The 23796-nt window shown below is 63.3% G+C and carries 21 protein-coding genes; 11 read left to right on the top strand and 10 right to left on the bottom strand.

The window, feature by feature from the left end; translation table 11 throughout:
- Positions 1-8: 8 nt before the first annotated feature.
- Positions 9-2411, bottom strand: a complete 2403-nt coding sequence (locus ON058_RS01830; RefSeq protein ID WP_274667321.1) for a transglycosylase domain-containing protein — start codon at positions 2409-2411, stop codon at positions 9-11.
- A 227-nt stretch (positions 2412-2638) separates the two neighbouring features.
- Here ON058_RS01830 and ON058_RS01825 point away from each other — a divergent pair, with 227 nt between their 5' ends.
- Together ON058_RS01825 and ON058_RS01820 are read left to right on the top strand one after the other, a co-directional pair.
- On the top strand, positions 2639-3235 hold the full coding sequence (locus ON058_RS01825) for a PadR family transcriptional regulator (RefSeq protein ID WP_274667320.1): 597 nt from the start codon (positions 2639-2641) through the stop codon (positions 3233-3235).
- Between the two features lie 9 nt (positions 3236-3244).
- Complete coding sequence (locus ON058_RS01820) at positions 3245-4336, top strand: inositol-3-phosphate synthase (RefSeq protein ID WP_274667319.1); 1092 nt, start codon at positions 3245-3247, stop codon at positions 4334-4336.
- Positions 4337-4604: 268 nt separating this feature from the next.
- Here ON058_RS01820 and ON058_RS01815 read toward each other — a convergent pair whose 3' ends face one another.
- Positions 4605-5279 carry an SDR family oxidoreductase gene (locus ON058_RS01815; RefSeq protein ID WP_274667318.1) on the bottom strand — a complete coding sequence of 225 codons (675 nt, stop codon included), beginning with the start codon at positions 5277-5279 and terminating at the stop codon, positions 4605-4607.
- Between the two features lie 216 nt (positions 5280-5495).
- A complete protein-coding gene (locus ON058_RS01810) occupies positions 5496-5939 on the bottom strand; it encodes a DUF805 domain-containing protein (RefSeq protein ID WP_274667317.1) in 444 nt (147 codons plus the stop codon).
- A gap of 103 nt (positions 5940-6042) precedes the next feature.
- Between ON058_RS01810 and ON058_RS01805 the strand changes: the two genes are divergently transcribed.
- Positions 6043-7353: an MFS transporter gene (locus ON058_RS01805; protein WP_274667316.1), complete on the top strand. Its 1311-nt coding sequence runs from the start codon at positions 6043-6045 to the stop codon at positions 7351-7353.
- Between the two features lie 28 nt (positions 7354-7381).
- Here the strand turns inward: ON058_RS01805 and ON058_RS01800 are convergent, their stop codons facing one another.
- The 3 genes from ON058_RS01800 to ON058_RS01790 all read right to left on the bottom strand — a co-directional run bounded on the left by ON058_RS01800 (position 7382) and on the right by ON058_RS01790 (position 9881).
- A complete protein-coding gene (locus ON058_RS01800) occupies positions 7382-7810 on the bottom strand; it encodes a DUF805 domain-containing protein (RefSeq protein WP_274667315.1) in 429 nt (142 codons plus the stop codon).
- Positions 7811-7891: 81 nt separating this feature from the next.
- Positions 7892-8371 (bottom strand): DUF805 domain-containing protein, encoded by a 480-nt coding sequence (locus ON058_RS01795; RefSeq protein WP_274667314.1) that lies wholly within the window; start codon positions 8369-8371, stop codon positions 7892-7894.
- 58 nt (positions 8372-8429) lie between these two features.
- Complete coding sequence (locus ON058_RS01790; RefSeq protein WP_274667313.1) at positions 8430-9881, bottom strand: CCA tRNA nucleotidyltransferase; 1452 nt, start codon at positions 9879-9881, stop codon at positions 8430-8432.
- Positions 9882-10029: 148 nt separating this feature from the next.
- Here ON058_RS01790 and ON058_RS01785 point away from each other — a divergent pair, with 148 nt between their 5' ends.
- The 8 genes from ON058_RS01785 (at position 10030) to ON058_RS01750 (ending at position 19350) form a co-directional block, all read left to right on the top strand.
- Positions 10030-10515, top strand: coding sequence for an NUDIX hydrolase (locus tag ON058_RS01785; RefSeq protein WP_274667828.1), 486 nt, complete (start codon positions 10030-10032; stop codon positions 10513-10515).
- A 26-nt stretch (positions 10516-10541) separates the two neighbouring features.
- Positions 10542-12521 (top strand): DUF6049 family protein, encoded by a 1980-nt coding sequence (locus ON058_RS01780; RefSeq protein ID WP_274667312.1) that lies wholly within the window; start codon positions 10542-10544, stop codon positions 12519-12521.
- Positions 12514-14175, top strand: a complete 1662-nt coding sequence (gene murJ, locus ON058_RS01775; protein ID WP_274667311.1) for a murein biosynthesis integral membrane protein MurJ — start codon at positions 12514-12516, stop codon at positions 14173-14175. Before ON058_RS01780 ends, murJ begins: the two co-directional genes overlap by 8 nt.
- A 61-nt stretch (positions 14176-14236) precedes the next feature.
- Complete coding sequence (locus ON058_RS01770) at positions 14237-15610, top strand: hypothetical protein (RefSeq protein WP_274667310.1); 1374 nt, start codon at positions 14237-14239, stop codon at positions 15608-15610.
- A gap of 103 nt (positions 15611-15713) precedes the next feature.
- Complete coding sequence (gene trxB, locus ON058_RS01765) at positions 15714-16673, top strand: thioredoxin-disulfide reductase (protein ID WP_274667309.1); 960 nt, start codon at positions 15714-15716, stop codon at positions 16671-16673.
- Positions 16670-17011 (top strand): thioredoxin, encoded by a 342-nt coding sequence (gene trxA, locus ON058_RS01760; protein WP_274667308.1) that lies wholly within the window; start codon positions 16670-16672, stop codon positions 17009-17011. Before trxB ends, trxA begins: the two co-directional genes overlap by 4 nt.
- 88 nt (positions 17012-17099) lie before the next feature.
- Positions 17100-18401 carry a PLP-dependent aminotransferase family protein gene (locus ON058_RS01755; protein ID WP_274667307.1) on the top strand — a complete coding sequence of 434 codons (1302 nt, stop codon included), beginning with the start codon at positions 17100-17102 and terminating at the stop codon, positions 18399-18401.
- A 16-nt stretch (positions 18402-18417) separates the two neighbouring features.
- Positions 18418-19350: a D-alanine--D-alanine ligase gene (locus ON058_RS01750; protein ID WP_274667306.1), complete on the top strand. Its 933-nt coding sequence runs from the start codon at positions 18418-18420 to the stop codon at positions 19348-19350.
- A gap of 216 nt (positions 19351-19566) precedes the next feature.
- Here ON058_RS01750 and ON058_RS01745 read toward each other — a convergent pair whose 3' ends face one another.
- The 4 genes from ON058_RS01745 to rsmG form a co-directional block, all read right to left on the bottom strand.
- Entirely contained in the window at positions 19567-20571 is a 1005-nt protein-coding gene (locus ON058_RS01745) for a ParB/RepB/Spo0J family partition protein (protein ID WP_274667305.1), read from the bottom strand.
- The gene (locus ON058_RS01740; protein WP_274667304.1) at positions 20568-21521 is read right to left on the bottom strand and encodes a ParA family protein; all 954 of its coding nucleotides are present in this window, start codon (positions 21519-21521) and stop codon (positions 20568-20570) included. Before ON058_RS01740 ends, ON058_RS01745 begins: the two co-directional genes overlap by 4 nt.
- Positions 21522-22459: 938 nt before the next feature.
- On the bottom strand, positions 22460-22669 hold the full coding sequence (locus tag ON058_RS01735; protein ID WP_274667303.1) for a hypothetical protein: 210 nt from the start codon (positions 22667-22669) through the stop codon (positions 22460-22462).
- Positions 22670-23066: 397 nt separating this feature from the next.
- The gene (gene rsmG, locus ON058_RS01730) at positions 23067-23735 is read right to left on the bottom strand and encodes a 16S rRNA (guanine(527)-N(7))-methyltransferase RsmG (protein ID WP_274667302.1); all 669 of its coding nucleotides are present in this window, start codon (positions 23733-23735) and stop codon (positions 23067-23069) included.
- Positions 23736-23796 lie beyond the last annotated feature (61 nt).

Below are 23796 nucleotides of genomic sequence, written 5' to 3'. Positions count from 1 at the left end.
CCCGAACCCTACGGGAGTACAGGCGTGACGGGTTCACCCGAGACCGCGGGGTCTGAGGACGGTTGTGGGTCCGGCGGGTCCGTGGTTTCCGAGGGTTGCGGGTCCGGCGGGTCCGTGGTCTCGGACGGTTGTGGTTTGGGCGGTTCCGTCGTTTCTGTTTCCGTGGGTTCCGGCTCCGGCGGCTCAGTCGTCTCGGTTTCAGACGGCGTGGGCGTGGGGCTCGGTGAGGGGCTCTCGGTGGGCGTGGGTGACGTGGTGGGTTCCATCGTGTGTCCCGTACCAACGTTCGCGCGCTCGGGGAACTCCTCGATCGGATAGTCCTCGAGGATGGGGCCCATCATCCACGTCCAGATCGATGCGGGCACCGTGGATCCGGTGATTTCGCTGTAGCCGCCAAAGGGCGTGATCTGTTCTGTGGAGCCGTCTTCACCCACCTGGTACATCGCTACTGCGCCCACGATCTGCGGGGAGAATGCAACGAACCATGCGGACCGGTTGTCGTTGGAGGTTCCGGTCTTGCCAGCCAGCGGACGGCCAAGTTCCTTCGCCGTCACACCGGAGCCAGACTCGATGACTTGCTGCATGGCGTAGGTGGTGTCTGCCATGACGTCTTCTTCGAAGACGCGGCGCGAGGTGTCCTCGTGTGCGTAGACCTCTTCGCCGTCGTGCGCGGTGAGAGATGCGACCAAGTACGGGTCAGTGCTGACTCCGCCGGTGGCGAAGGTGGCGTACGCCGATGCCATGTCCAGGGCGTGCGGGGAGGCAGTACCCAAGACGTTGGAGGCGTTGGCTTCAAGTCCCAGGGTGTCTTCCGGCAGGCCCGCGCGAATCGCGGTGTCCATGACGGTCTGGGCACCGATGTCTTCCGCAAGCCCCACATACGCAGTGTTGATCGACTTCTCGGTCGCTTCGACAAGGTCGACCACGCCAAAGTCGTAGCCACCAAAGTTACGCACGGGAGATTCGAAGCCGTCGAACTCCATCTCGTTGTTGCCCAGGTACTCGGAATCCAGGCCGATGCCGAGCTCCAGTCCACCGACGAGCGCGAAGGGCTTGAACGTCGAGCCTGCCTGGGCGACGTCCTGGGTGACGGCGTTGCGTTGGCGTTCCAGGTAGTCGGAACCGCCGTACATCGACGTGATCGCGCCGGTGTCAGCTTCCACGGTTACTGCGGCCACTTGCAGGTTGTCCGCGTGGTCGTCGGGCATCTCCGCGACAGCGTCTTCAGCTGCCTGCTGGTGCTCCGGAATGATCGTGGTGACGATGCGGTAGCCCTGAGATTCGATTTCTTCACGGCTGATACCGGAGACTTCTGCGACCTCGTTGAGGGCTTCCTGAACGATGTAACCCTGGGTTCCACCGAACACGTCTTCACGTGAGTACTCAATGGTTTCGGGGAAAGTGGTGATGGCGTCACGTTCCGTTTGCGTCAGGAACTTGGTGTCGACCATGCCGTCGAGCACATAGTTCCAACGTGACTCTGCCTTCTCCGGGTCCACGGCAGGGTCCCACGCGCTGGGCGCGGGAACGATGGCAGCCAGCATGGCGGCTTCCTCGATGGTGAGGTCTGCGGCGTGCTTGTCGAAGAACTCGCGGGACGCGGCCTCAACTCCGTAGGCTCCACGGCCCAAGTAGATGGTGTTGAGGTAGTTCTCGAGGACCTCGTCCTTGGTCTGCTCGGAGTCGATCTTGAGGGCGAGCAGCGTTTCCTTGATCTTGCCGGGGATCGAGGTCGTGGTCTCACCCACGTAATAGCGCTCCACATACTGCTGGGTGATGGAGGATCCACCGCGGGGCTGGTCCAGCACGATGGTGTCCCACAGTGCCTTCGTCATGCCCAGCACGTTGATACCCGGGTTGGTGTAGAACGTACGGTCTTCTGCCGCGACAAACGCTTGGGGCACGTACTCGGGGAGGGACTTCAGTTCCACCGATTCACGGTCGGCAACTCCCAGGCGCGCCATCTCGGTCTCGCCGTCCGCGTAGTAGAAGACAGACGACTGTGCCTGCGCAAAGTCATCGGGTTCGGGGATTTCGATGCGCGAGTACACGATGATGAGCGCGACGATGCCGATGATGGTGATCGACAAGAGCGCAATGAGAAGCCACAGGGCAATGCGCTTGAGCCAGCCCTTCCAACCCAAGGGCTCCTTTTCCTCGTCTCCCCCGTTACCGTTGCCTCCCTTGCCACCGCCGGATCCGCCTGCGGGTCCGGTCTTGCGAGCAGGCGCCGCACCGTTCTTGGTGGCCGACTGGTTGATGGGCTGTGCGCCGGTGGCACCCCACGGCGGGATGCCGTTGGCAGGCTTGCCGGATGCGCCACGCTGGACGCCCGTGGCGGGACGCGTGGGCTGCGCGCCGGTAGGCACGCGCGTGGAGCGTCGCGGTGGAGTGTTGGAACTGTTGGTCACAGTGTTCACCCTAGAAAGTCGTCTGGCATCTACATTGGTCGGCGCGCGCGCAAGGACAATCCCGCGTGGCGCGGTTGCCTCTGTAACGCCCGAACTACGGGATTTGTCCCCCAACCGGTGTTCCCGACCACTGTACAGGCGTGATCTTCGATGTATCGTGGCGATACAACGCTCTGCTATGGTGAGTGCCGCATCGGCCCACCCGCACGCCCTCGGAAGGAGTAGCCATGGCTAAGACCGACGTCCTGTCGCTCGCCATCCTCGGCATGCTCGCCGAGCAGCCCCTGCATGGCTACCAAATCCGCAAACGACTGGGCGGCTCCCTGGGCCCCTTCCGGGCCCTCAGCTACGGATCGCTGTACCCATGCCTCAAGCGCATGGTCGCATCGGGCCTCATCGCCGCAGACGACTCCGACGTCGCAGACGCCACCCGGCCCGGCGGCTCCAAGCGCTCCCGCATCGCATACGGGCTCACCGATGCCGGCAAAGACCGTCTTGCCGCAGAGCTTGCCTCCTCCGGCGCATCGGCCTGGGAAGACGACACCTTCGACGTACGCTTCGCGCTCTTCGGCAAAACCGACTCCGCGACCCGCCTACGCATCCTCGAAGGACGGCGCACCCGCCTCTCAGAACGCCTCGAAGAAGTTGCCGAAGGCCTCGCACGCATGCGCGACCGCCACGACGCCTACACCGCCGAACTTCAACGCCACGGCCTTGAACGAGTCGAGCGTGAGGTCGAATGGCTCGACAAACTCATCGAGAACGAACGTTCCGCAACCCGCGGAACCGACAACCACACCGCTTCCGCGGGAGACAACAACTAAGGAGAAATTATGGCTTCACTTCGCGTTGCCATTGTGGGCGTGGGTAACTGCGCCACGTCGCTTGTTCAGGGCGTGGAGTACTACAAGAACACCCCCGCCACCGAGACCGTCCCCGGCCTCATGCACGTCCAGTTCGGCGACTACCACGTCTCCGACATCGAGTTCGTGGCCGCATTCGACGTGGACTCGCTCAAGGTTGGCAAGGAACTCGTTGAGGCCACCGAAGCCTCCGAGAACAACACCATCAAGATCTGCGACGTCCCCAAGACCGACATCCAGGTCCAGCGCGGCGTGACCCTCGACGGTCTGGGCAAGTACTACCGGGACACCATCGTCGAGTCCGACGAAGCCCCCGTAGACGTGGTCCAGGTCCTCAAGGACACCGAAGCTGACGTGCTGGTCTGCTACCTGCCCGTGGGCTCCGAAGAGGCCGCCAAGTACTACGCCCAGTGCGCCATCGACGCCGGCGTGGCGTTCGTCAACGCGCTGCCCGTGTTCATCGCTTCCGACCCCGAATGGGCCAAGAAGTTCGAAGACGCAGGCCTGCCCATCGTCGGTGACGACATCAAGTCGCAGGTGGGCGCCACCATCACCCACCGCGTGCTGGCCAAGCTGTTCGAACAGCGCGGCGTGGTCCTGGACCGCACCTACCAGCTCAACGTGGGCGGCAACATGGACTTCAAGAACATGCTCGAGCGTGAGCGCCTGGAGTCCAAGAAGATCTCCAAGACGCAGGCCGTCACCTCCAACCTTGAAGGCCCCCTGGCCGGCAAGAAGGAAGACCGCAACGTCCACATCGGCCCTTCGGACTACGTGGCGTGGCTCGACGACCGCAAGTGGGCATACGTCCGCCTGGAAGGCCGTGCCTTCGGTGAGGTTCCCCTGAACCTGGAGTACAAGCTCGAGGTGTGGGACTCCCCCAACTCAGCCGGAATCATCATCGACGCGATCCGTGCGGCAAAGATTGCCAAGGACCGCGGCGTGGGTGGCCCGATCCTGTCGGCGTCGACCTACTTCATGAAGTCCCCGCCTGTCCAGATGGAGGACACGCAGGGCCGCGCCCAGCTCGAGGCATTCATTGCAGGCGAGGTGGAGCGCTAGTCCCCGGAGCGCATTGACGCGCGGATAAAGCCCGGATCGCTTGTGTGGTAGCGATCCGGGCTTTGTCGTTCCTGGACCAGCTCCCTGCACCGTTCCCTGCACCTGTCCCTGCTCCGCGCTCCCCGCCCTCACCTTTCGCGCGAAATGGCTCCATTTGGTTGTTTTAGCTCACCAAAACAGGCATTTCTTGCCACTTGGGGGCTTCGTGGGGTCCAGGAAGGGACGATGCTGGGGCTCAGCGGCCCCCAGCGGTGCGGTCAGCGGCAGTTCAGCTCTGCTCCGCCGCCGCCTGAAGCGCACGCAGGACAGGGGTCTCCCCCTCCATGAGTTCCCACTGGTGACCGATGGTGGCGGGCTGGTCGAGGCAGTCCGCGATGGCGTGGGCCACGTCCGCTCGCGTGATGGTTCCACGTGAAACCTCAGGCGCCACGATGATGCGGCCCGTGGGAGCATCATCCGTGAGCCCGCCCGGGCGCAGGATCGTCCAGTCCAGGCCGGACTCCCTCAGCGCAGCATCGGCTTCGCTCTTGGCCGCCACGTACGCGGCCCACACTTCACCGTTGGCCGGATCTGGAGCATCGTCCACACGCCATGCGGAGACCTGCACCAGGCGCTTCACTCCAGCCGCCTGCGCCCCCGCGATCGACTTGAGCGAGCCGCCCAAATCCACGGTGCGCTTGCGTTCGATGTTGCCGTCCGGTCCGCCACCGGCCGTGAACACCACGGCGTCACACCTCTCAAACGCTGCGGCAAAGTCCGCCTCCGTGGAGTTCTCGATGTCCAGTCGCACGGGCTGAGCGCCGAGACGCGCCAACGCGATGAGGTGGTCCTCGCTCCGGGCGGTCGCCACCACGGTGTGCCCGCGGCCAGTGAGGATCGGGATGAGGTGTCGGGCGACCTTTCCATGGCCGCCCACGATGGCAATGCGCTGTGAAGTAGTCATCTGCCCACTGTGCCGCGGCCGGGACGTAGATGCACGCGCGTTCGCGTCACGTGAAACTCGCACGGCCGGCCCCTGGTGGCACAAAACCGTTGTTTTAGCTACCTATAACAGCCAAATGGAGCCATTTGACGGGAAAGGCGTGGGCGTGGGCGTGGGTGCGGGCGGAAGATGGCGGGCGGGTGCGGGCCGGAAAGGGAGCGCGGAAGGGGCCGACTGCTACCCCAGGCGCGGGTCCGGACCGTAGCGGTTCTCACCGGGCTTGCCGGGGAACACACAGATCGCCAACGGCACCACCACCAGGCCCACCACAATGAACCACAGCCAGTGCGCGCTAAACCCGGCATCGTGCAGGCGTCGCGCCATGGCAGCCAGCAGCGGGAAGAACGTCACCAGTGCCACCATGATGATGATGGCGATCCCCAGATAGAACAGCCACCACGTGACATCGCCCTGGACGTCGTCAGGGAGCGTTCCATCCGGAAGGGTCTGCTCAGCGATCGGGGCAAAGGCCTGTCCCATCACGATTCCGCCCGTCACAAACAACGGCAACGAAATCAGTTGCACAGCCAGGTAGAACCACCAGAACTCGCTACGCCTCGCTCGGCCACCAAAGACCACATACTTCTGGAAGCCCGTCGCGACGGCATCGCCAAAGCTCATGGTGTGGACCACTCCTCTTCACTCACGTACAAGTACAGCCAGCGTAGTGCCGCGCACCGCCGTCACTGATCCCGGTCCCAGCGACACCCCCTAGGCTTGCGCCATGTCTTTGGTGCGCGACGTCAAACAGCTCTGGCACCTCCCGGGATTCCGCCGACTCACCTATGCGCGACTGCTGTCGCAAGGTGGGGACGGCATGTTCCAGGTAGGGATCGCCGCAGCGTTCTTCTTTGACCCCACCACTGCTTCCACCCCAGAAGCGATCGCCGCGGGATTCGCGGTTCTGCTGGCGCCCTTCACCATCGTGGGTCCGTTCGTGGGTCCGTTGATTGACCGTTGGCAACGTCAACGCATCCTGCTGATCGGCAACCTCGTGCGCCTGGTCCTGGTCCTTGCGATCTGTGTGGCGTTGTGGATGTCATGGCCCTTGTGGTCGCTGTACGCGCTCGCGCTGCTGGCGTTGTCCGTCAACCGTTTCCTGCTGGCGGCCATGACGGCGGGCCTTCCCCGCATCGTCCCGGCAGACGCTCTCTTGCCGGCAAACTCCGTGCTCCCCACGCTGGGCACTATCGCTGCTGCGGCCGGCGGGGCGATTGGCGGCATTGTCACGGTGGTCGCGCCCGGGGCGTCCGATGTGGGGCTCGCCTTCACTGCGTTGGTGAGCTCTGCGGTGGCGTTCGGTTTGGCGTCGTGGTCGGCAACGTTGATTGGCCGCACAGATTTGGGTCCCGAGCACCCCTTGGAACGGCTGCATATGGGCGCGCAGATCAAGGCGCTCAGCCGTGAACTGGGCGACGGTGTCCGCTACCTCTATGCGCGCCGCACACCGTTTCACGCGTTGGGGGTGATGTCCGCGCAGCGGCTCTTGTATGGGCTGCTGTTTGTCGCGTCGATCCTGATTTCCCGCCACGTGCTGGGCGACCCGGACCGCCCTGAACAAGCGTTGGGGGCCTTCACGATCGTGGTGGCGTTTGCCGCGGTCGGGTTTGGGCTTGCTGCGGTCCTCACGCCCACGCTGGGGGCACGGATGGAGCGCCGGACCTGGATTCTGGTCTGCCTGGGAGTGGGTGCGTTGGCCCAGTTGATTTTGGTGGTGTCCGATGCTCCGTGGGCTTTGCTGTTGTCCGCGGTCATCGTGAGCTTCGCCGTGCAGGGCGCCAAGATTGCGGTGGACACCATTGTGCAGCGTGACACCGACGACGAGTATCGCGGCCGCGCGTTCACGTTGTACGACATGGCGTACAACGTGGCGTTCATCGGTTCCGCAGTCCTGGCCGGGCTCACGCTCCCCGACTCCGGCTACTCGCGCACCATCATGGGCGTAGTGGTGGTCCTGTACCTGTGCGTCGCCGCGATCTATGCGATGTCGCCCCGGACTGCCCGCGACGTGCCCGCAGCCACGCCCACTCCGTGAGGAGGCGCAGCTCCGGGCCTGCAGACGTCTAGTACACCTCTGGGCCGTAGTCGTTGATGTGGGGCTCGGACGGGAACATCGCCATGATGAACGGCACAATCCCCAGCCCAATGAACGACAGCATCAGCCATCCCCCAGGCTTGCCGGTGTCGTGCAAGCGACGCACCCATGACGCCATCAACGCGAGACTCAACGCCAAGACGAGGATCACGAACAGGGCGGTTGTGAGCCCAGTCCAAGCGCTTGTGATCTCGTCGCTCGTGAGAACCCCGTTGCCATCGACGTCCGTTGCGGTAAGCCCAATGACGGCGCCAAGCATCACAAGATAGGCGACGTACAGCAGAATGCCGATGACCGCCGAGCCAACGTAGAACCACCAGAACTCGCTACGGCTAGCCCGACCGCCAAACCTAAAGATCTTCTTGAACCCATTGGCGCACGCTTCGATTGGTCCCATGTGTTCCCCCTGTAAAAGTGATAGTGAATACCCACGGCGTCTCCGTGAGACGGGTGGTGTTGGTAGGCGAAAGATCCCCGTTTACGCCGCGGTTGGCGCGAACTGTCCGGGCGCAGCCAGCGGGCGGATTCCTTCTGGGACCTGTCCGTAGCGGTTCGGTACAGGTTCTGACGGGAAGAACGCCATGATGAACGGCACGATCGAGAAGCCGATCACGCACAGGAATAGCCAACCGGACGTCTGACCCATGTCGTGCAGGCGTCGCGACCACGCGGCGAGCACGGGGATCAGTAGCGCTACGTAGGCGAGCCCGGCCAACACAAAGCCGGACACCATGACGGGGCCGTTGAGTTCGTCTGACGTGTAGCTACCGCTGCCGTCAACATCGGTTCCCAGAACGTTGGTGGCGAGGAACACGCCCAGCAGGGCGATCGCCAGCGCAGCGAGCGGTCCCGCGATCATCCCAAAGAAGTAGAACGGCCAGAACTCGCTGCGGCGTCCCCGTCCGTTGAAGTTGGCGTAGTTGCGAAAGCAACGCCCGATGGCGCGGAAAGGATCCATGTCATGCCCCCCATATGAGTGTTGTGTGAAGCGCGTCGTGCGGTCGCGCAGGCCCACTCTACTGCTGGTCAGCCCACCAGGCTTTCAACTCGGTAAGAGCGCGTTCCTCACCCAGGGGTCCGTGTTCCATGCGGAGTTCCAGCAGGTACTTGTACGCCATGCCGATCTCGCGTCCGGGCCCAATCCCCAACGCTTCCATGATTTGGTTGCCGTCGAGGTCCGGCCGGATCGAGTCGATTTCCTCTTGTTCGCGGAGTTCCGCGATGCGCTGCTCGAGGTCGTCGTAGGCGAAGGAGAGGCGGTCGGCTTTGCGCCGGTTGCGGGTGGTGACGTCCGCCCGCGTCAAGCGGTGGAGCCGTTCCAACTGGTCGCCCGCATCGGTCACATAGCGCCGTACGGCGGAGTCGGACCAGCGCGCGTCGGCGTAGCCGTGGAAACGGAGGTGGAGTTCGACCAGGTGGGAGACCGCTTTGATGGTGTCTTTGTCGAACCGTAGTTCCTTCATGCGCTTGCGCGTCATCTTTGCTCCCACAACCTCGTGGTGGTGGAAGCTCACTCCCCCGCCCGGTTCGAGACGCTTGGTGGGCGGCTTGCCAATGTCGTGCATGATCGCGGCGAGCCGGAGGATCAGGTCGGGGCCTGGCACTGGACCGTCGGCGTCGGTCTCTAGGTCGATCGCTTGGTCCAGCACCGTGAGCGTGTGTTCGTACACGTCCTTGTGGTGGTGGTGTTCGTCGACTTCCAACTGCAAAGCGGGAAGTTCAGGAAGGACGTGGGCGGACAGTCCGGCGTCAACCAACGCAGTGAGGCCGATGCGGGGGTTGGCTCCCAGAAGGAGTTTGCACAGTTCATCGCGCACCCGTTCTGCGGAGACGATGCTGAGACGGTCGGCGAAACGGTTCATCGCGGAGAACGTGGCGGGTTCGATCTCGAAGCCCAACTGCGAGGCGAAGCGTGCTGCACGCATCATGCGCAGGGGGTCGTCGGCGAAGGACACGTCCGGTTCGATGGGCGTCCGCAGCAGACCTCCGGCAAGGTCTTCCAAGCCGCCGTGGAGGTCGATGAACTCCTTGGACGGAAGCTTCACCGCCATCGCGTTGATGGTGAAGTCACGGCGTGCCAGGTCTCCATCGAGGCTGTCCCCGAACGCGACCACGGGCTTGCGGGTGACCCCGTCGTATTCGTCGGCACGGTACGTGGTGATTTCCACCATCAGATCGTTGCGGCGGCCCCCAATGGTGCCAAAGTCGCGTCCCACATCCCATGTCGCACGAGTCCACGTCTTGAGGATCTTCTCCGTCGCATCGGGCCGTGCCGAGGTCGCGAAGTCCAGGTCAGCGCTGGACCTTCCCAGGAACGCATCCCGGACGGGTCCGCCCACAAGCGCGAACTCGTGCCCGGCGTCGGCGAACCGCTGTGCCAGGTCGAAAATCTCTGCGGGTAGGGCGTCCCACAGTGCGGTCGCGCGCTGGCGCAGGACGTCGTACGAGGGGATGGAGGGGGAAGTCACGTCTTCTATGGTCCCAGATTGCTGCGCAGACAGCAGCGGTCCCGCGCGGATGCCCCCAGCCCCTCCCCTGGCTCGTTAGAGTTGGCGCATGTCTCGTCCACCCGTGCCGCGCCCCATTCCGGCGCCGCCACCGCCAGGCGGTGCGTCGATGCGGCAGCGGAAGGACAGTGCAGCACACCGGGCCTCGCATCTGCCGGTGTCGAATGAGACGTCCGCGGGGGGCATCGTGGTCCGCGTTGATGAGGGCCACGCGTTCGTCGCCTGCATTGGACGCCGGAACCGCGCCGGACGTTTGGAGTGGTGCCTGCCTAAGGGTCACATCGAGGCTGGTGAGACTCCGGAGGATGCCGCGATCCGTGAGGTCGCGGAGGAGACTGGTATCGATGCGGACATCATTCAGCCGATCGGTGTGATCGACTACTGGTTCACTGGCGATGACCGCCGTGTTCACAAGGTGGTGCACCACTATTTGCTTGAGTTCAAGGGGGGCGACATCACCACGGAGAACGATCCGGACCATGAAGCCGAGGTTGCCGAGTGGATTCCGGTGTCCGACCTACGTCAGCGCCTTGCCTACCCGAATGAGCGCAAGATGGCTCAGGTGGCCATCGCGCTGCTGAGTCCGGAGCAGTGAGGCGGATAGCCGCGGGTGCGGCCTTAGTGACGACCCTGTCGCTGGTAGCGGCCAGCGGTGCGGCAGCGGTGACGATTCCGCGGGATGTGACCGGCGCCACCACCATGGTGAGTGAGTTCTCGGCACGGGCCGATGCCCGGACGGCGTTGCAGGCGACGGTGACGGTGGAGAACGGCTCCAGTGCTGCGTTGACGGACGCTTTTCTGGTGATGAGCGTCACGGACGATCCACTGGATTCGACTGAAGACTTGAGCGACTTCCTGAGCGATACGTCAGCCTTTGATATGACGGAGGTGGCTCGTACGCCTGAACCTGCGGACACCTCCGGTGATGACGAGGGTTCGGACGCGGACAGTGCCAGCGACTCCGAGGCTGTCGAAGGCGACACCATTCCTGCACGCCAGTCGGTGTCGATGTCTGCCACGGCATCGGACCTGGATCTCCCTGACGAAAGCGCGGTCTACGGTGTGACACTCACCGTGGAAACGGAACAGGGCGACATTGCGGTTGATGCGCTTCCGATGACGTGGACGGGCGCACGACTGCCGTCCGTGGACATGGCACTCCTGGCGACTGCCAGCTCGACCCAAACAGCGGTAGCACAGACGCTCAACGCTGTCACCGACACGTCCGCATCCGTTGCTGTTGACCCCACCTTGCTGACGGACTCCATGGTGTTCGGGGCTGGCCTGTATGAACGGGAAGTGGTGTGGCTCCCTGGGGGTAGTCCCGACCTCGTCTCACTGGCCCATGCCGGCGATACGCGTCTTCTTGACTTCTCGTTGACACAGCGTCCGTACTCGTCGCTTGCTGCCTCGATGGATCTGCCGTGGGTGGCACCCGTCGCTGCGCTTGATGGCACGACCGCTTCGATGGCTGCGGAGGCTGGTGCGATCGCGATCTTGCCTGATGCCCGTACCTCCAACATCGGCGACCTGCGGGAGCAGGCCGGGTCCGCGTCCGTGGTGGCGGTAGAGACCTCTGAGGGCGACCTGCCTGTGCTGATTCCCCACGAAGCCCTCACAGGCGCGGTGGCAACATTCCGTCCTGGGACTGAGGCCCAGTGGGCTCGTGTGGTCGCGGAGACTGCGTTCGCCGCTAAGGCGGGCGATCCCGTGCTGGTCGCACCCGGCGATGAGTGGCTGCGCACCCCCGACACTGCCGCGCTGCTCAATGGGCTTCTCGAACTTCCCTGGGTCAACCCGGTAACCGTTCAGTCGCTGGCGGACTCCAGCGACATGACCACGATCTCCGTCCCGGACGTACTCGATGAGGACGCCGACCTGCCTGCCTCCACCGTAGAGAAGCTGGGAGATCAGCTCCCTGAACTTTCGGTGCTGTCGGAAGCCACCATCAACCCGCGCGAGGCCTACGACACGTGGGGCGCGGTGGTCCTCAGCGGTGTGCCGGCATCGGGCCGTCAAAGCCCCGACGGCCGCCAACTCCGCGTCCAAGAGGTGCTCGCAGAAACAGCTGACACCCTGGCAGGCGTATCCATCGCGTCGAGTTCGGACCTCAACCTGCTGGCCGATGACGGTGACGTTCCCGTGACGGTCGTCAACTCTTTGGACTGGCCCGTCACGGTGACTGTGGTGCTGGAATCCAACTCTCCCAACCTGATCGTGGAGGACAAACCTTCGATCGAGGTGCCCGCGGGTGAATCCCGGCAAGCCCTGGTCAACGTGTCTGCGGTGTCCTCCGCGAACGTCGACATGAGCGTCCATCTGGAACGCGAGGACGGCGAACGACTGTCCGCAGACCAAGCCTTTTCCATTCGCGTCCGCGCAGAGTGGGGCACCGCCGCGACCGCGATCTTCACGGTGTTCCTGGTGTTGCTCCTCATCGCAGGCATCATCCGCACCATCCGCCGTGGTCGCAAAGACACCCGCACCGCGGACGTGCCATTGTCCGCAGAGATGCCGGTAGCCGCGCACGACGACGCCGAGGGCACCCCCGAGGACAACAGCACATCGGAACAGACCACCAAGGACCGCACCGATGACTGACACTCCTGCTCGCAAGTCGCTCGGCCGCAACACCCTGGTGATGGCGGCAGGAACAGGCACCTCACGCGTGCTCGGCCTGGTCCGCAACGCACTCCTCGTTGCAGCCATTGGCGTCAACGCGTTCGCCGCGAACGCGTACGACATCGCCAACCGGCTCCCCAACGTCATGTTCGCGGTGCTCGCCGCTGGAGTGCTGAACGCCGTCCTGGTTCCTCAGATGGTGAAGGCCTTCCAACGGCCCGATGGAAAACGCACCGTGGACCGCATCGTCACCATTGGTGGGGTCCTGGCGTTTGGCGTAACCGTCGTGGCCACCCTCACCGCTCAAGTGTGGGTCCTGCTCTACACCGACAACTGGCCGCCAGAGATGGTCGCATTGGCGACCGCGTTCTCCTTCTGGTGCATCCCGCAACTGTTCTTCTACTGCCTGTACACGCTGCTGGGAGAGGTCCTCAACTCACGCGAACAGTTCGGTGCGTTCATGTGGGCACCCGTGCTGAACAACGTGGTCGCGATCGTCGGTCTCATCGCTTACATCGCAATCTTTGGCCAGTACGTCCAGGCCCCGTCCGACGCAGCCGATCTTGCCTCGCTCAGCGAGTGGACACCCGGCAGGATCGCCCTGTTGGCAGGCTTCGCGACCCTCGGCATCGCAGCGCAGGCGCTCATCCTGATCATCCCCTTGATCAAGGGCGGTTACCGCTGGAAGTGGCAGTGGCGCGGCCCCAAGGGCGAACTTGCTGTGGTGGGCACCATTGCCAAGTGGTCTCTGGGTGCGGTGCTCGTGGAGCAGGTGGCTGTGACGCTGGTGACGCGTGTTGCAGCATCGGCCGGTACTGAAGGCGGGGCGGCTGTTGCCGGAAACGCTGCGTACTTCCAAGCCTTGTCGCTCTACCTGGTTCCCCACTCGCTGATCACGGTGTCATTGGTGACAGCGATGTACACAGCGATGGCCCGCCACGCTGTGAATGGCGACATTCCTGCGTTGCGCGCCGGAACCTCCCGTGGACTGCGCGTGACTGGCGTCTTCACGATCTTCGCCACGGTCGCAATGATCGTGCTCGCCCCCCTGATCACTCGCGTGGCACTGCCCTCCGCATCGGCGCCCGTCGTGAGTTCCGTGTCGCAAGTGATGATCGCCATGCTTCTGGGACTCGTTCCCCTTGGCGCCACGGTGCTGATCAAACGGTTGTACTTCGCGTTCGAGGACGCCAAGTCGATCTTCTACATGCACATCCCCATGGGTGTTGTCTGGGTCATCACCGCCTACGCGTTCAAAGAGTTCACCGGCGCACAGTGGTGGACCGTGGGCGTGGGCCTGGGCATGGCGCTGTCCAACTGGACGGGTGTCCTCCTGCGTGCTGGCGGCCTGCGCAAGCGTCTGGGCGGCGGCGGTGGCCGTGCGGTGCTGCGCACCCATGTGCGGGCGCTCATTGCAGCATTGGTCGCCGGTGGGGCGGGCTGGCTGGTGTTGCGGGTCAATCCCGACGCCCACGCAGGAACCGGCTGGGGTGCCATCATCGTCGCCGGAATCCTGGTGGTCGTCGCAGGCACGGTGATGTTCATCGTGTACGCCGCGATGCTACGGATCCTGCGCGTGGATGAGTTCGACCAGGCACTTGCCCCCATCAAGCGCAAACTAGGACGAAAGTAACGCGCGGAACGCAGAATATGATGGTGTCGGATATCGGACACTTTCCTAGGGGGTAACAGCGGTGCAAGCAGATACGACGCTCGGACGTCGTTTCACGCTGCTGCAGCAAGTCGACCCTGCGCCCACTCACGTCGAACGGTGGATCGCAGACGACACTCGGCTTGCCCACAAAGTCACCGTGGACGTCATTAGTGGAGATGACGCCTCCCGCGTCCGTCAGGCCGCCGTGCGCGCCGCCCAGGTACGCGACGCCCGGTTCGCACGCATCGTCTCCACCGGACGTCACGTCGACAACGGCGAGTCCGTCGCCTACGTCGTGTCAGAACGCCCCCGGGGCGTGTCTGCCGCACAGCTCCTCGGCCGCGAACCTCTGGCACCGGCAGTAGCTTCGACCCTCGTCGGCGAAGCCGCACGCGCACTGGAAACTGCACGCAAACACGGCGTATCCCACGGAGCGATCAGCCCCGACTCCCTCGTGATTTCGCCCTCTGGGCGCGTCATGGTCGTCGGACTCGGCGTCGACGGTCCCGCGACAGTCGACGCCAGCACTCCGGACGCCCTGTCGGAAGCGGCCGATGCTCGGGCCCTGTCACGCTTGTACGTCCAAGCGGTCACCGGCCTCGACATCGCTGACACCCAAGCCAGCGACATCCCCGAAGGCTTGGGCACCGCAGGAACATCCCTCGCACACGCAGTCCTCGCCGACGACACCCCCGTCAGCCTCAACGAGATCGCCACCGCCATGGGCCCCGCCCAGGTGACCGCACTGCGGCGAGCCAGCGCAGCCGCGACCTCACCCGCATCCGTGGCTACCCCGCCGAGCGCTCCCTCGGCGGCATCGGCCCCTGTCGAAGACGACGCCGCTACTTCCCAGGACGTTGCCCCCTTGGAGGATGTGGCCGACGAACTGGTGGTGTCACCGCCCGAGCCCATCACGCCTGACGACATCACCGTCAGCCCCGACAAGCTCGCAGAAGCGGCGTTCCTTGCCGACGACGACTACGCCCGCTCCAGGGTCGTGGCTTCCCCGCTGCCGGAACCCCGCCAGGAGGAACTGCCCCCGCCTGACCCCAAGGAAGAACCTCTGCGGGCATGGGATGGCATTGTTGCGGCACAGAACGCGCGCCCCAAGCCGTCCGTTGTGGAAGCCACCACGGGCGCCCTCCAACGATTGTGGCCCCACTCGGAAGCGCTGCAGTCTGCTCACGTCCGCGCCCACGCCCGCGCACAACGGTCAGGTCCACTGAACGTTGGCCCACTGGTGCTCGCGCTCATGTTCATTGTCGTGATGATCATCGTCATCATCGCCTACAAAGAGCTCACCGTCCCGGCCACTACCGGGGACGTCACGCCTCCACCCAACCCGTATCCGTCGTACACCTACTCGCCACCGTCATATCCGTCATCGAGTCCTTCGACCACACCGTCCGAGTAGAACCCACCCATGGCATCTTGGCGTGGGAAGAAACCCCGTCTACGATGCGTTACCGAGCGCAGACGCACATGCGTTGGCCCCAACCGGTACTGAAGGAATCACCGTGAGCGAAACTCGCAACCTGATCATCGTGGGATCCGGCCCTGCCGGATACACGGCCGCCATCTATGCAGCCCGCGCAGGTCTGGAACCACTCGTGATCGCGGGCTCGGTCACCGCCGGTGGTGCCCTGATGAACACGACTGAGGTGGAGAACTTCCCGGGATTCGTGGAGGGCATCCAGGGTCCCGAGCTGATGGAAACCCTCCAGGGTCAGGCAGAGCGCTTTGGCGCGGACATCCAGTTCGACGACGCCACAGAACTGTCGCTCGAGGGCCCTGTCAAGACAGTCAAGACTGGTCTGGGCAAGGAATACTCCGCCAAGGCCGTCATTCTCGCCACCGGTTCCGCGTACCGCGAGTTGGGTCTCGACGACGAAAAGCGTCTGTCCGGCAAGGGCGTGTCCTGGTGCGCCACGTGCGACGGCTTCTTCTTCCGCGACCAGGATGTGGTTGTGATCGGTGGAGGTGACTCCGCGATGGAGGAAGCAACCTTCCTCACCCGCTTCGCGTCCAAGGTCACCGTCATTCACCGCCGCGATGAACTGCGGGCATCCAAGATCATGGCTGACCGCGCCAAGAACGACCCCAAGATCGAGTTCGTATGGAACGCTGAGGTCACCGGCCTCGACGGCGACGACAAGCTCACCGCGGTCAACGTTCGGGACCGCGTCACGGGTGTCGAGTCGTCCGTTCCTGCCACCGGAATGTTCGTTGCCATCGGTCACGTTCCGCGCTCCGAGCTTGTCACCGGTGTGGTTGACACCGACGCCGAAGGCTATGTCCAGGTTCAGGGCCGCACCACCGCCACGAACGTGGACGGCGTGTTTGCGTGCGGCGACCTGGTCGACAACCGCTACCGCCAGGCCATCACCGCCGCGGGTTCAGGTTGCGCTGCTGCCCTGGATGCCCAGCACTTCCTCGACACCCTGGCCGATGTTGAACTCGCTGAGGTCTCCGCGTGACGGACGCTGTGCACGCTGCCCCCGTGGCAGCAACGGAGGACACCTTCCAGGCTGAGGTCATTGACTCCCCCATCCCCGTGGTGGTGGATTTCTGGGCAGCCTGGTGCGGTCCGTGCCGGGCCGTGGCACCTGTCCTTGATGAGCTTGCGGCTGACTACGCCGGGCGCGTCAAGGTGGTGAAGGTCGACACCGACGCACACCCCAACGTGGCGATGGTGTACGGCGTGACCTCCATCCCTACCCTGACGTTCTTCAACGGCGGCGAAGTAGTGAAGTCGGTCGTGGGCGCCAAACCCAAGCCGACTCTTGCCGCACTGTTCGACGAGGCCATCGCCTAAGTCGACTGCCAGTTCAGCGACAAAGCCGGGGCCAGTTGGCCTCGGCTTTTCGCGTTTTCACCCTCCAACACATGAAAGACTGACCTCCATGAGCACATCTGATCGGCACGGCACACGGCTCGACCCCTGGTTCGATGCGTACGCCGCCCGCGCGCACCGCATGCGTGCGTCAGAGATTCGTGCTCTCTTTGCGGTGGCGAGCCGCCCCGAAGTGGTGTCCCTCGCTGGAGGTATGCCGTACATCGGCGGCCTGCCCCTGGATGAACTGTCGGAGATGTCCCGGCGCCTCATTCTTGAGCAGGGCGAGGTGGCGCTGCAGTACGGTTCCGGCCAGGGCGATGAGGCTTTGCGCGAGCAAATCACGAACGTGATGGCGTTGGAAGGGATTGCCGCACATCCGGACGATGTGGTGGTCACCACCGGTTCTCAGCAGGCGTTGGACCTGGTATCCACCATTTTCTTGGATCCGGGCGATGTCGTGGTGGCGGAAGCTCCGTCTTATGTGGGTGCGCTCGGGGTGTTCCGGGCACATGAAGCAGACGTTGAGCATGTGGCGATGGACGCCGACGGCCTGGTTCCCGCGGAGCTGGAGCGCGTCCTGACCGAATTGAAGGCTGCTGGCCGGCGGGTGAAGTTCCTCTACACGGTGCCGAACTTCCACAATCCTGGGGGCGTCACCATGTCCCTGGAGCGCCGTCCTCAGGTAGTTGAGATCTGCCGTCGCCACGGTGTGCTGATCCTCGAGGACAACCCTTACGGCCTGCTGGGGTTCGACAGTGAACCCATGCCGGCATTGCGCTCCCTGAGCGAAGAAGGCGTCATCTACCTGGGGTCTTTCTCCAAGACCTTCGCACCGGGATACCGGGTGGGTTGGGCTGTCGCCCCTCACGCAGTACGTGAGAAGCTGGTCCTCGCCTCCGAGGCAGCGATCCTTTCCCCATCGAATGCGTCGCAACTCGCCATTCGCGCCTACTTGGAACACTTTGACTGGCAGGGTCAGATCAAGAAGTTCCAGGTGCAGTACCGGGAGCGGCGTGACGCCATGATCAGTTCGCTCGAAGAACACCTACCCGAGGCGTCTTGGAACGTACCCGACGGCGGTTTCTATGTGTGGGTCAAACTCCCTGAGGGGCTCAACGCCAAAACCATGCTTCCGCGTGCCGTGACCGCACGCGTCGCGTATGTCTCCGGAACCGCGTTCTATGCCGACGGTCAGGGCTCCGATCACATGCGTCTGTCCTACTGCTACCCCACCCCTGAGCGCATCCGCGAGGGTGTCAGGCGCCTGGCGTCTGTGGTGGATGCAGAGATGGAGACCGTCCGGATCTTCGGAGTCTCCGGCGATGACGAGGGCGACGCCGTCGACTTCCCCTCACCGAACTTGGCTTGAGTCCATGGGAGACGCAATGAAGGTACTGGTACTCGCTGGCGGACTGTCACACGAGCGAGATGTGTCCATCCGGTCGGGACGTCGCGTCCAGGAAGCACTGAAGGATGCAGGCGCCAAGGTCAAGATCCATGACGTGGACTCGGACTTGATCCCCGCGATCAACGACTTGGGCGACGGTGTGGTGTGGCCGATGCTTCATGGCGCGTCTGGTGAGGACGGCTCCCTTCAAGGTCTCCTTGAGATGCTGGACGTCCCGTACGTCGGGACGCGTGCCCGCGAAGCCCGCGTCGCGTGGGTCAAATCTGTGGCGAAGGCCGTCTGTGCCCGCGAAGGCATCGCAACGCCGGACTATGTGACGCTTCCTCAAAGTCTGTTCCGCGAGGTGGGGGCGGAACAGGTCATGGATGCTGTTGTCGCGAAGCTCGGACTGCCCCTTGCAGTGAAGCCCGCTCGCGGAGGTTCGGCACTCGGCGTCTCGCTTGTTCACAAGCGCTCAGAGTTGAGCCGTGCGCTCGTGCACTGCTTTGCCTACGACGCGACCGCGTTAATTGAGAAGGCCGTGACAGGTATCGAGGTCGCTGTGTCTGTCCTGGGCACCGGCGAGTCTGCCCGAGCCCTCCCCCCTGTCGAAATCTCGGCCGAAGGTCCCTACGACTTTGATGCCCGCTACAACCCTGGCCGCGTGGAGTACTTCGCTCCCGCCCGCTTGGACGAGGCCCAGACCACCGTCGTGACAGAAGCAGCGCTCGCCGTCCACCGAGAGCTTCACCTCCGCGATCTGTCGCGCGTCGACATCATCCTCGACTCCGCCGGGGTTCCGCAGGTCTTGGACATCAACGTCGCACCCGGTCTCACGGAAACGTCATTGTTCCCCCAAGCGATCGAGGCTGCTGGCCTGGACCTTTCGGCGGTCTACACCGACATCGTCACGACTGCCTTGAACCGCTAGCCGGCGCGTTTCGGGCTGGCGTAGCGTCTTCACGCTCATCTGCGCCCACAAGACCGGTTCTTGGTCCTGCGACCTCATTTCTTGGGCAAAATGACGAAAAACGGCCCCGCATCATGCCTGGTAAATAGCATGTGCGGGGCCGAAATTCTGTGAGAGCGATTCTCCTGAGTTTTCTCCTGACTCACCCCATCGTGAATGCAGAAGTTTTCGTCAGAATCAGGCTCCCATGACGCCTGGATCGTTGGGATCGAGTTCATGGATGATCCGGTTGAGGTCATCGACGGTCGCGAACTCGATCGTGATGCGTCCCTTGGCCTTTCCAAGCTGAACCTTCACGCGAGTGTCGAAGCGATCACCCAGACGCGAGCCCAAGTCATCGAGAGCCTGGGTGCGACCACCTGCGCGAATCGTGCCCTTCTTCTGAGGCTCATCACCATCCACCCCGAGTGCCACGGCTTCCTCAGTTGCCCGCACAGAAAGTCCTTCAGCGACGATGCGCTGCGCAAGCCTTTCCATCTGCGCTGGGTCATCGAGACCCAAGAGCGCACGCGCATGGCCGGCCGAGAGGACGCCGGCTGCCACTCGACGCTGCACCACTGCGGGAAGTCGCAGCAGTCTCAGAGTGTTCGAGATCTGCGGACGCGACCGGGAGATTCTCTCCGCGAGTTGCTCATGAGTGATCCCAAAGTCATCGAGAAGCTGTTGATAGGCGGCGGCTTCTTCGAGGGGGTTGAGCTGGCTGCGGTGAAGGTTCTCGACCAGTGCATCGCGCAGCATGTCGACATCGTCGGTGTCCCGCACGATGGCGGGCATGAGTTCAAGGCCGGCGTCTTTGGAAGCACGCAGACGACGTTCACCCATGATGAGTTCGTAACCGCCCGCAGGCTTCTGCCGGACCACGATCGGCTGCAGAACACCGATTTCCTTAATGGAACCGACGAGTTCCGCGAGTGCTTCCTCATCGAAGACCGCGCGTGGCTGACGTGGATTGGGTGTCACCTCGTGCGGGTTGATGTGCGCAAACCGAGCCCCGGGTACGGGCAGAAGGTCCTCTTGCGCGGCAGCCTGCGGTGAGGAGAAGAAGACATCGCGGGGGCGTTCCTTGGTCGCGACATCAGCAACGGGTGCTGGGGGTTCCGGGACGGCCGGTGCTTCCGGAGCCGGTGTTTCCGGGATGAGTGCTCCTAGGCCTCGTCCAAGTCCTCGTTTGGTGGCGCTCACAGCGCTCCCCTTTCCTGCAGTGCGGGTGTGAGTGCTCCGCGTTCAGCGATCTCCTTCGCGACCGCTAGATACGCGACAGCACCGCTCGAGTGTGGGTCGTGTGTAATGACTGTGCGGCCGAAGCTTGGTGCTTCCGAGACACGGACTGAGCGCGGGATTGTGGTTTCCAGCGTCTGTGCCGCGAAGTGTGACCGGACTTCCTGGGCAACCTCGCGTGCCAAGTTGGTGCGCGAGTCGTACATCGTGAGCACGATCGTCGACAGTTCAAGACCCTTGTTCAGGTGCTTCTTGACCATCTCGACGGTCTTGATCAACTGCGTGAGGCCCTCCAAAGCGTAGTACTCGCACTGGATCGGGATCAGAATCTCCTCTGCCACCACCATTGCATTGAGGGTCAGCAGGCCCAGGCTTGGCGGGCAATCGATGAAGATGTAGTCGAGGTTTTTGCCGGCTCCCGCGAGTAGTTCTTGGAGCGCGTCATAGAGGCGGAACTCACGGCGAACAATGGACACCATTTCGATGTCTGCACCAGCAAGATCGATCGTTGCGGGAACGCACCACAGGCTAGGAATCTCGCTACTGCGCTTCGCGACCTTGGACATGGGAGTGTCGTTGAGCAGTACATCGTAGATTGACGGCGTGCCTTCACGGTGGTCGATGCCCAAGGCGGTGGACGCGTTTCCCTGCGGGTCGGCATCGATCACGAGGACATTGGCCCCACGTTGCGCAAGGGCAGCGGCGATGTTGACGGAGGTCGTGGTCTTCCCCACTCCCCCCTTCTGGTTGGAGACCGCGAAGATACGGGTCTTGCTCGGAAGGGGGAACTCCGCTTGTTCCAGTGCCTTCCGGCGTCGCTCGGTTTCGATCAGTTCGTTGGCCAAGGGACTCCCCGCATCATCATCGAAGCCGGTGTAGGCGTCTGGCGTTTCACGTGAAACAGCACTACTCATGGGTGGATTGCTGCCATCGAAGGAGCCGGGGCCAGACCCGTGATCGTGGACGCTCACACATTCTCCCGTTCGACGGTGTCCATTTCCAGAGAAAACCACGCTCGTGAACAAGCGTGGTTCCAGGTGTACGACTCTACCCGCTCAGGTATCCGGAGGCACACGGAAAACGCATCATCGACGGGTGCGATTAACCACAGCGCGCCTAGATCATGGACTCCTGATGGCCCCGCTTCACTGGGTAATCCGTGGACACGTTGCGTCACGCAGGCTGGCCCTTGGTCGCTTGACCGTGCGCGACACTGCGGCCTCGTGGTGATGGCAGCGCTGAGCTGTGGTGTTTCACGTGAAACGGCCCATGGTCTAGGCGGTGCGGATATCCGTCACCTGCGCGGATCGCTTGGTCTCGCCCGGCTTGCTCGTGCCGCCTGGTGGTGCCCTCTGGTGCTCCACGTTTCACGTGAAACACTGCACGCCTCTAGGGTTCTCCGTTCAACCATGGGCCCCTTCGAACTTGCCAAGCCCTCTTCCTCGGGACACCTCAACTGCGCAACAGGCCAAAGGCACATTCTGCATCTGGCGAGCACCAACGGGGATTCCAATACGCCTGCCCTGGGCCGAATAGCCGGGCTCGACGCTTCGCTTCGTCATCCAACGCGACAATCTCACGCCGGTACATCCTCGGCTCATGCCCTAACCCTGGCGCTCAGTCGAGTCATCAGCGGTTAGACGCTCGGCCCGGGGTCAAGGCGTGCCGCGGTTCACTAGGAGAACAAGCAACCGGCGTCCACAAGCTCTGCATAGGGCGTCCTTCCCTCATGCCCCTTATCCCACAGTCCATCAATGAGCGACCGATGAGCGGCCTGGGTCAACATCGATGCAAAAGACGAGAGCCCCTTCCCTGACGGTTGACGTTGACTCAGGGTGTTCCATCTCAGGCCCTATGAGTAGCCACGCACGAGTAGATAGATCCCCTCCACGCTCACTACTGCGCACCACCCGATCACAGTATGGTCACCACCGTCCAACAAGGCGCTCATGGTCGGTGCCAGTTCACCCGCAATCGCTACCCATACGCCACTGACCAGTTCATGGCTGAGTCGACCGTCGTCGTAGTCGTCCGTGCCTTGGCTCCTCCACGGGCCAGCCATCGTTGTCCATCAATCGGAACCCCTCCCGTACTTCCCCAGGCGCTCGTCGATGGCCGCCGTTCCTCGGCCGGGCGGGGGTCTGTTTCACGTGAAACGGCGAGTTCCCAGCCGGTGTAAGGCTTGGCATGTCGCTTGACTTAGGGCCGTGGAACCGGTGAAGAAGCCTGGGGATAACTACGGTGCATAACCGACATTCCCCGCACAAACTGCCTGTGGAAACCGTGGTGGATAACGCAACCCACGTAGAGTCCGCGGGCATCACCAAGTAGCTCTGGTTCTACGAGACACGTGGCACACGAGCACGCGTAGGCGCACTGAGTTCTGACAATTGTGCATCACCGGATCAGACTCCAGGATCACACCTCGGGAGTTCTCCAAAGACGCCGATGGCGGTGAGCTAGACCGTCCGGCGCAAGGTGACAACTGTGGTGGGCTCCACGCTCGCCAGTGTCGTGGCCTCGTGTACTTCCCCGGCGAAGCCTGCACGACGCAGTACGTACTTGGCCCGGTCGAGTTCGTCTGCGGCCGAACGTCCTTTGAGCAGAGCCATGTGTCCGGTCTTCGACAGCAGCGGAGAACACCACTTGACCAGTTTGTCGACGGACGCCACGGCACGCGCCGTGATTACGTCGGCCTCAACGCTTTCCTGTACCTCTTCTGCACGACCGCGCAGAATGGTGACGTTGTCGATGCCACACTGCTCGGCGGATTCGAAGAGCCACGCAGTCCTTCGCTCCATTGGTTCAACCAACACCACATTGCGTTCGGGGAGCATTGCCGCAATCACCATCCCCGGCAACCCGGCACCCGAACCCACATCGACGATGGTGCCCTCGCCTAGGAACGGAACCACCGCAGCAGAGTTCAGGATGTGGCGGTCCCACACGCGTGTCAACTCACGTGGACCGATCAGACCGCGCAACACGCCTTGATCAGCAAGAAGCTCGGCGAAGGCACGGACCCGGGGGTAGACATCACCGAAGTACTCTTCAACCTCGGCCGACCCATGCAGGGGGTCGTTGGCCAACGTTCGCAACTCGGCAGGAACTTCTTCCGCGGGACTCACGCGCCCTCCTCCTCTACTTCTGTTTCACGTGAAACAGCCACTCAAGCGGCCACCGTTTCAC

Source organism: Demequina sp. B12, from assembly GCF_028823635.1.
GTDB lineage: Bacteria > Actinomycetota > Actinomycetes > Actinomycetales > Demequinaceae > Demequina.
Note: the sequence above shows the minus strand (reverse complement) of the source record. Positions and strands in the feature narration are given on the sequence as shown.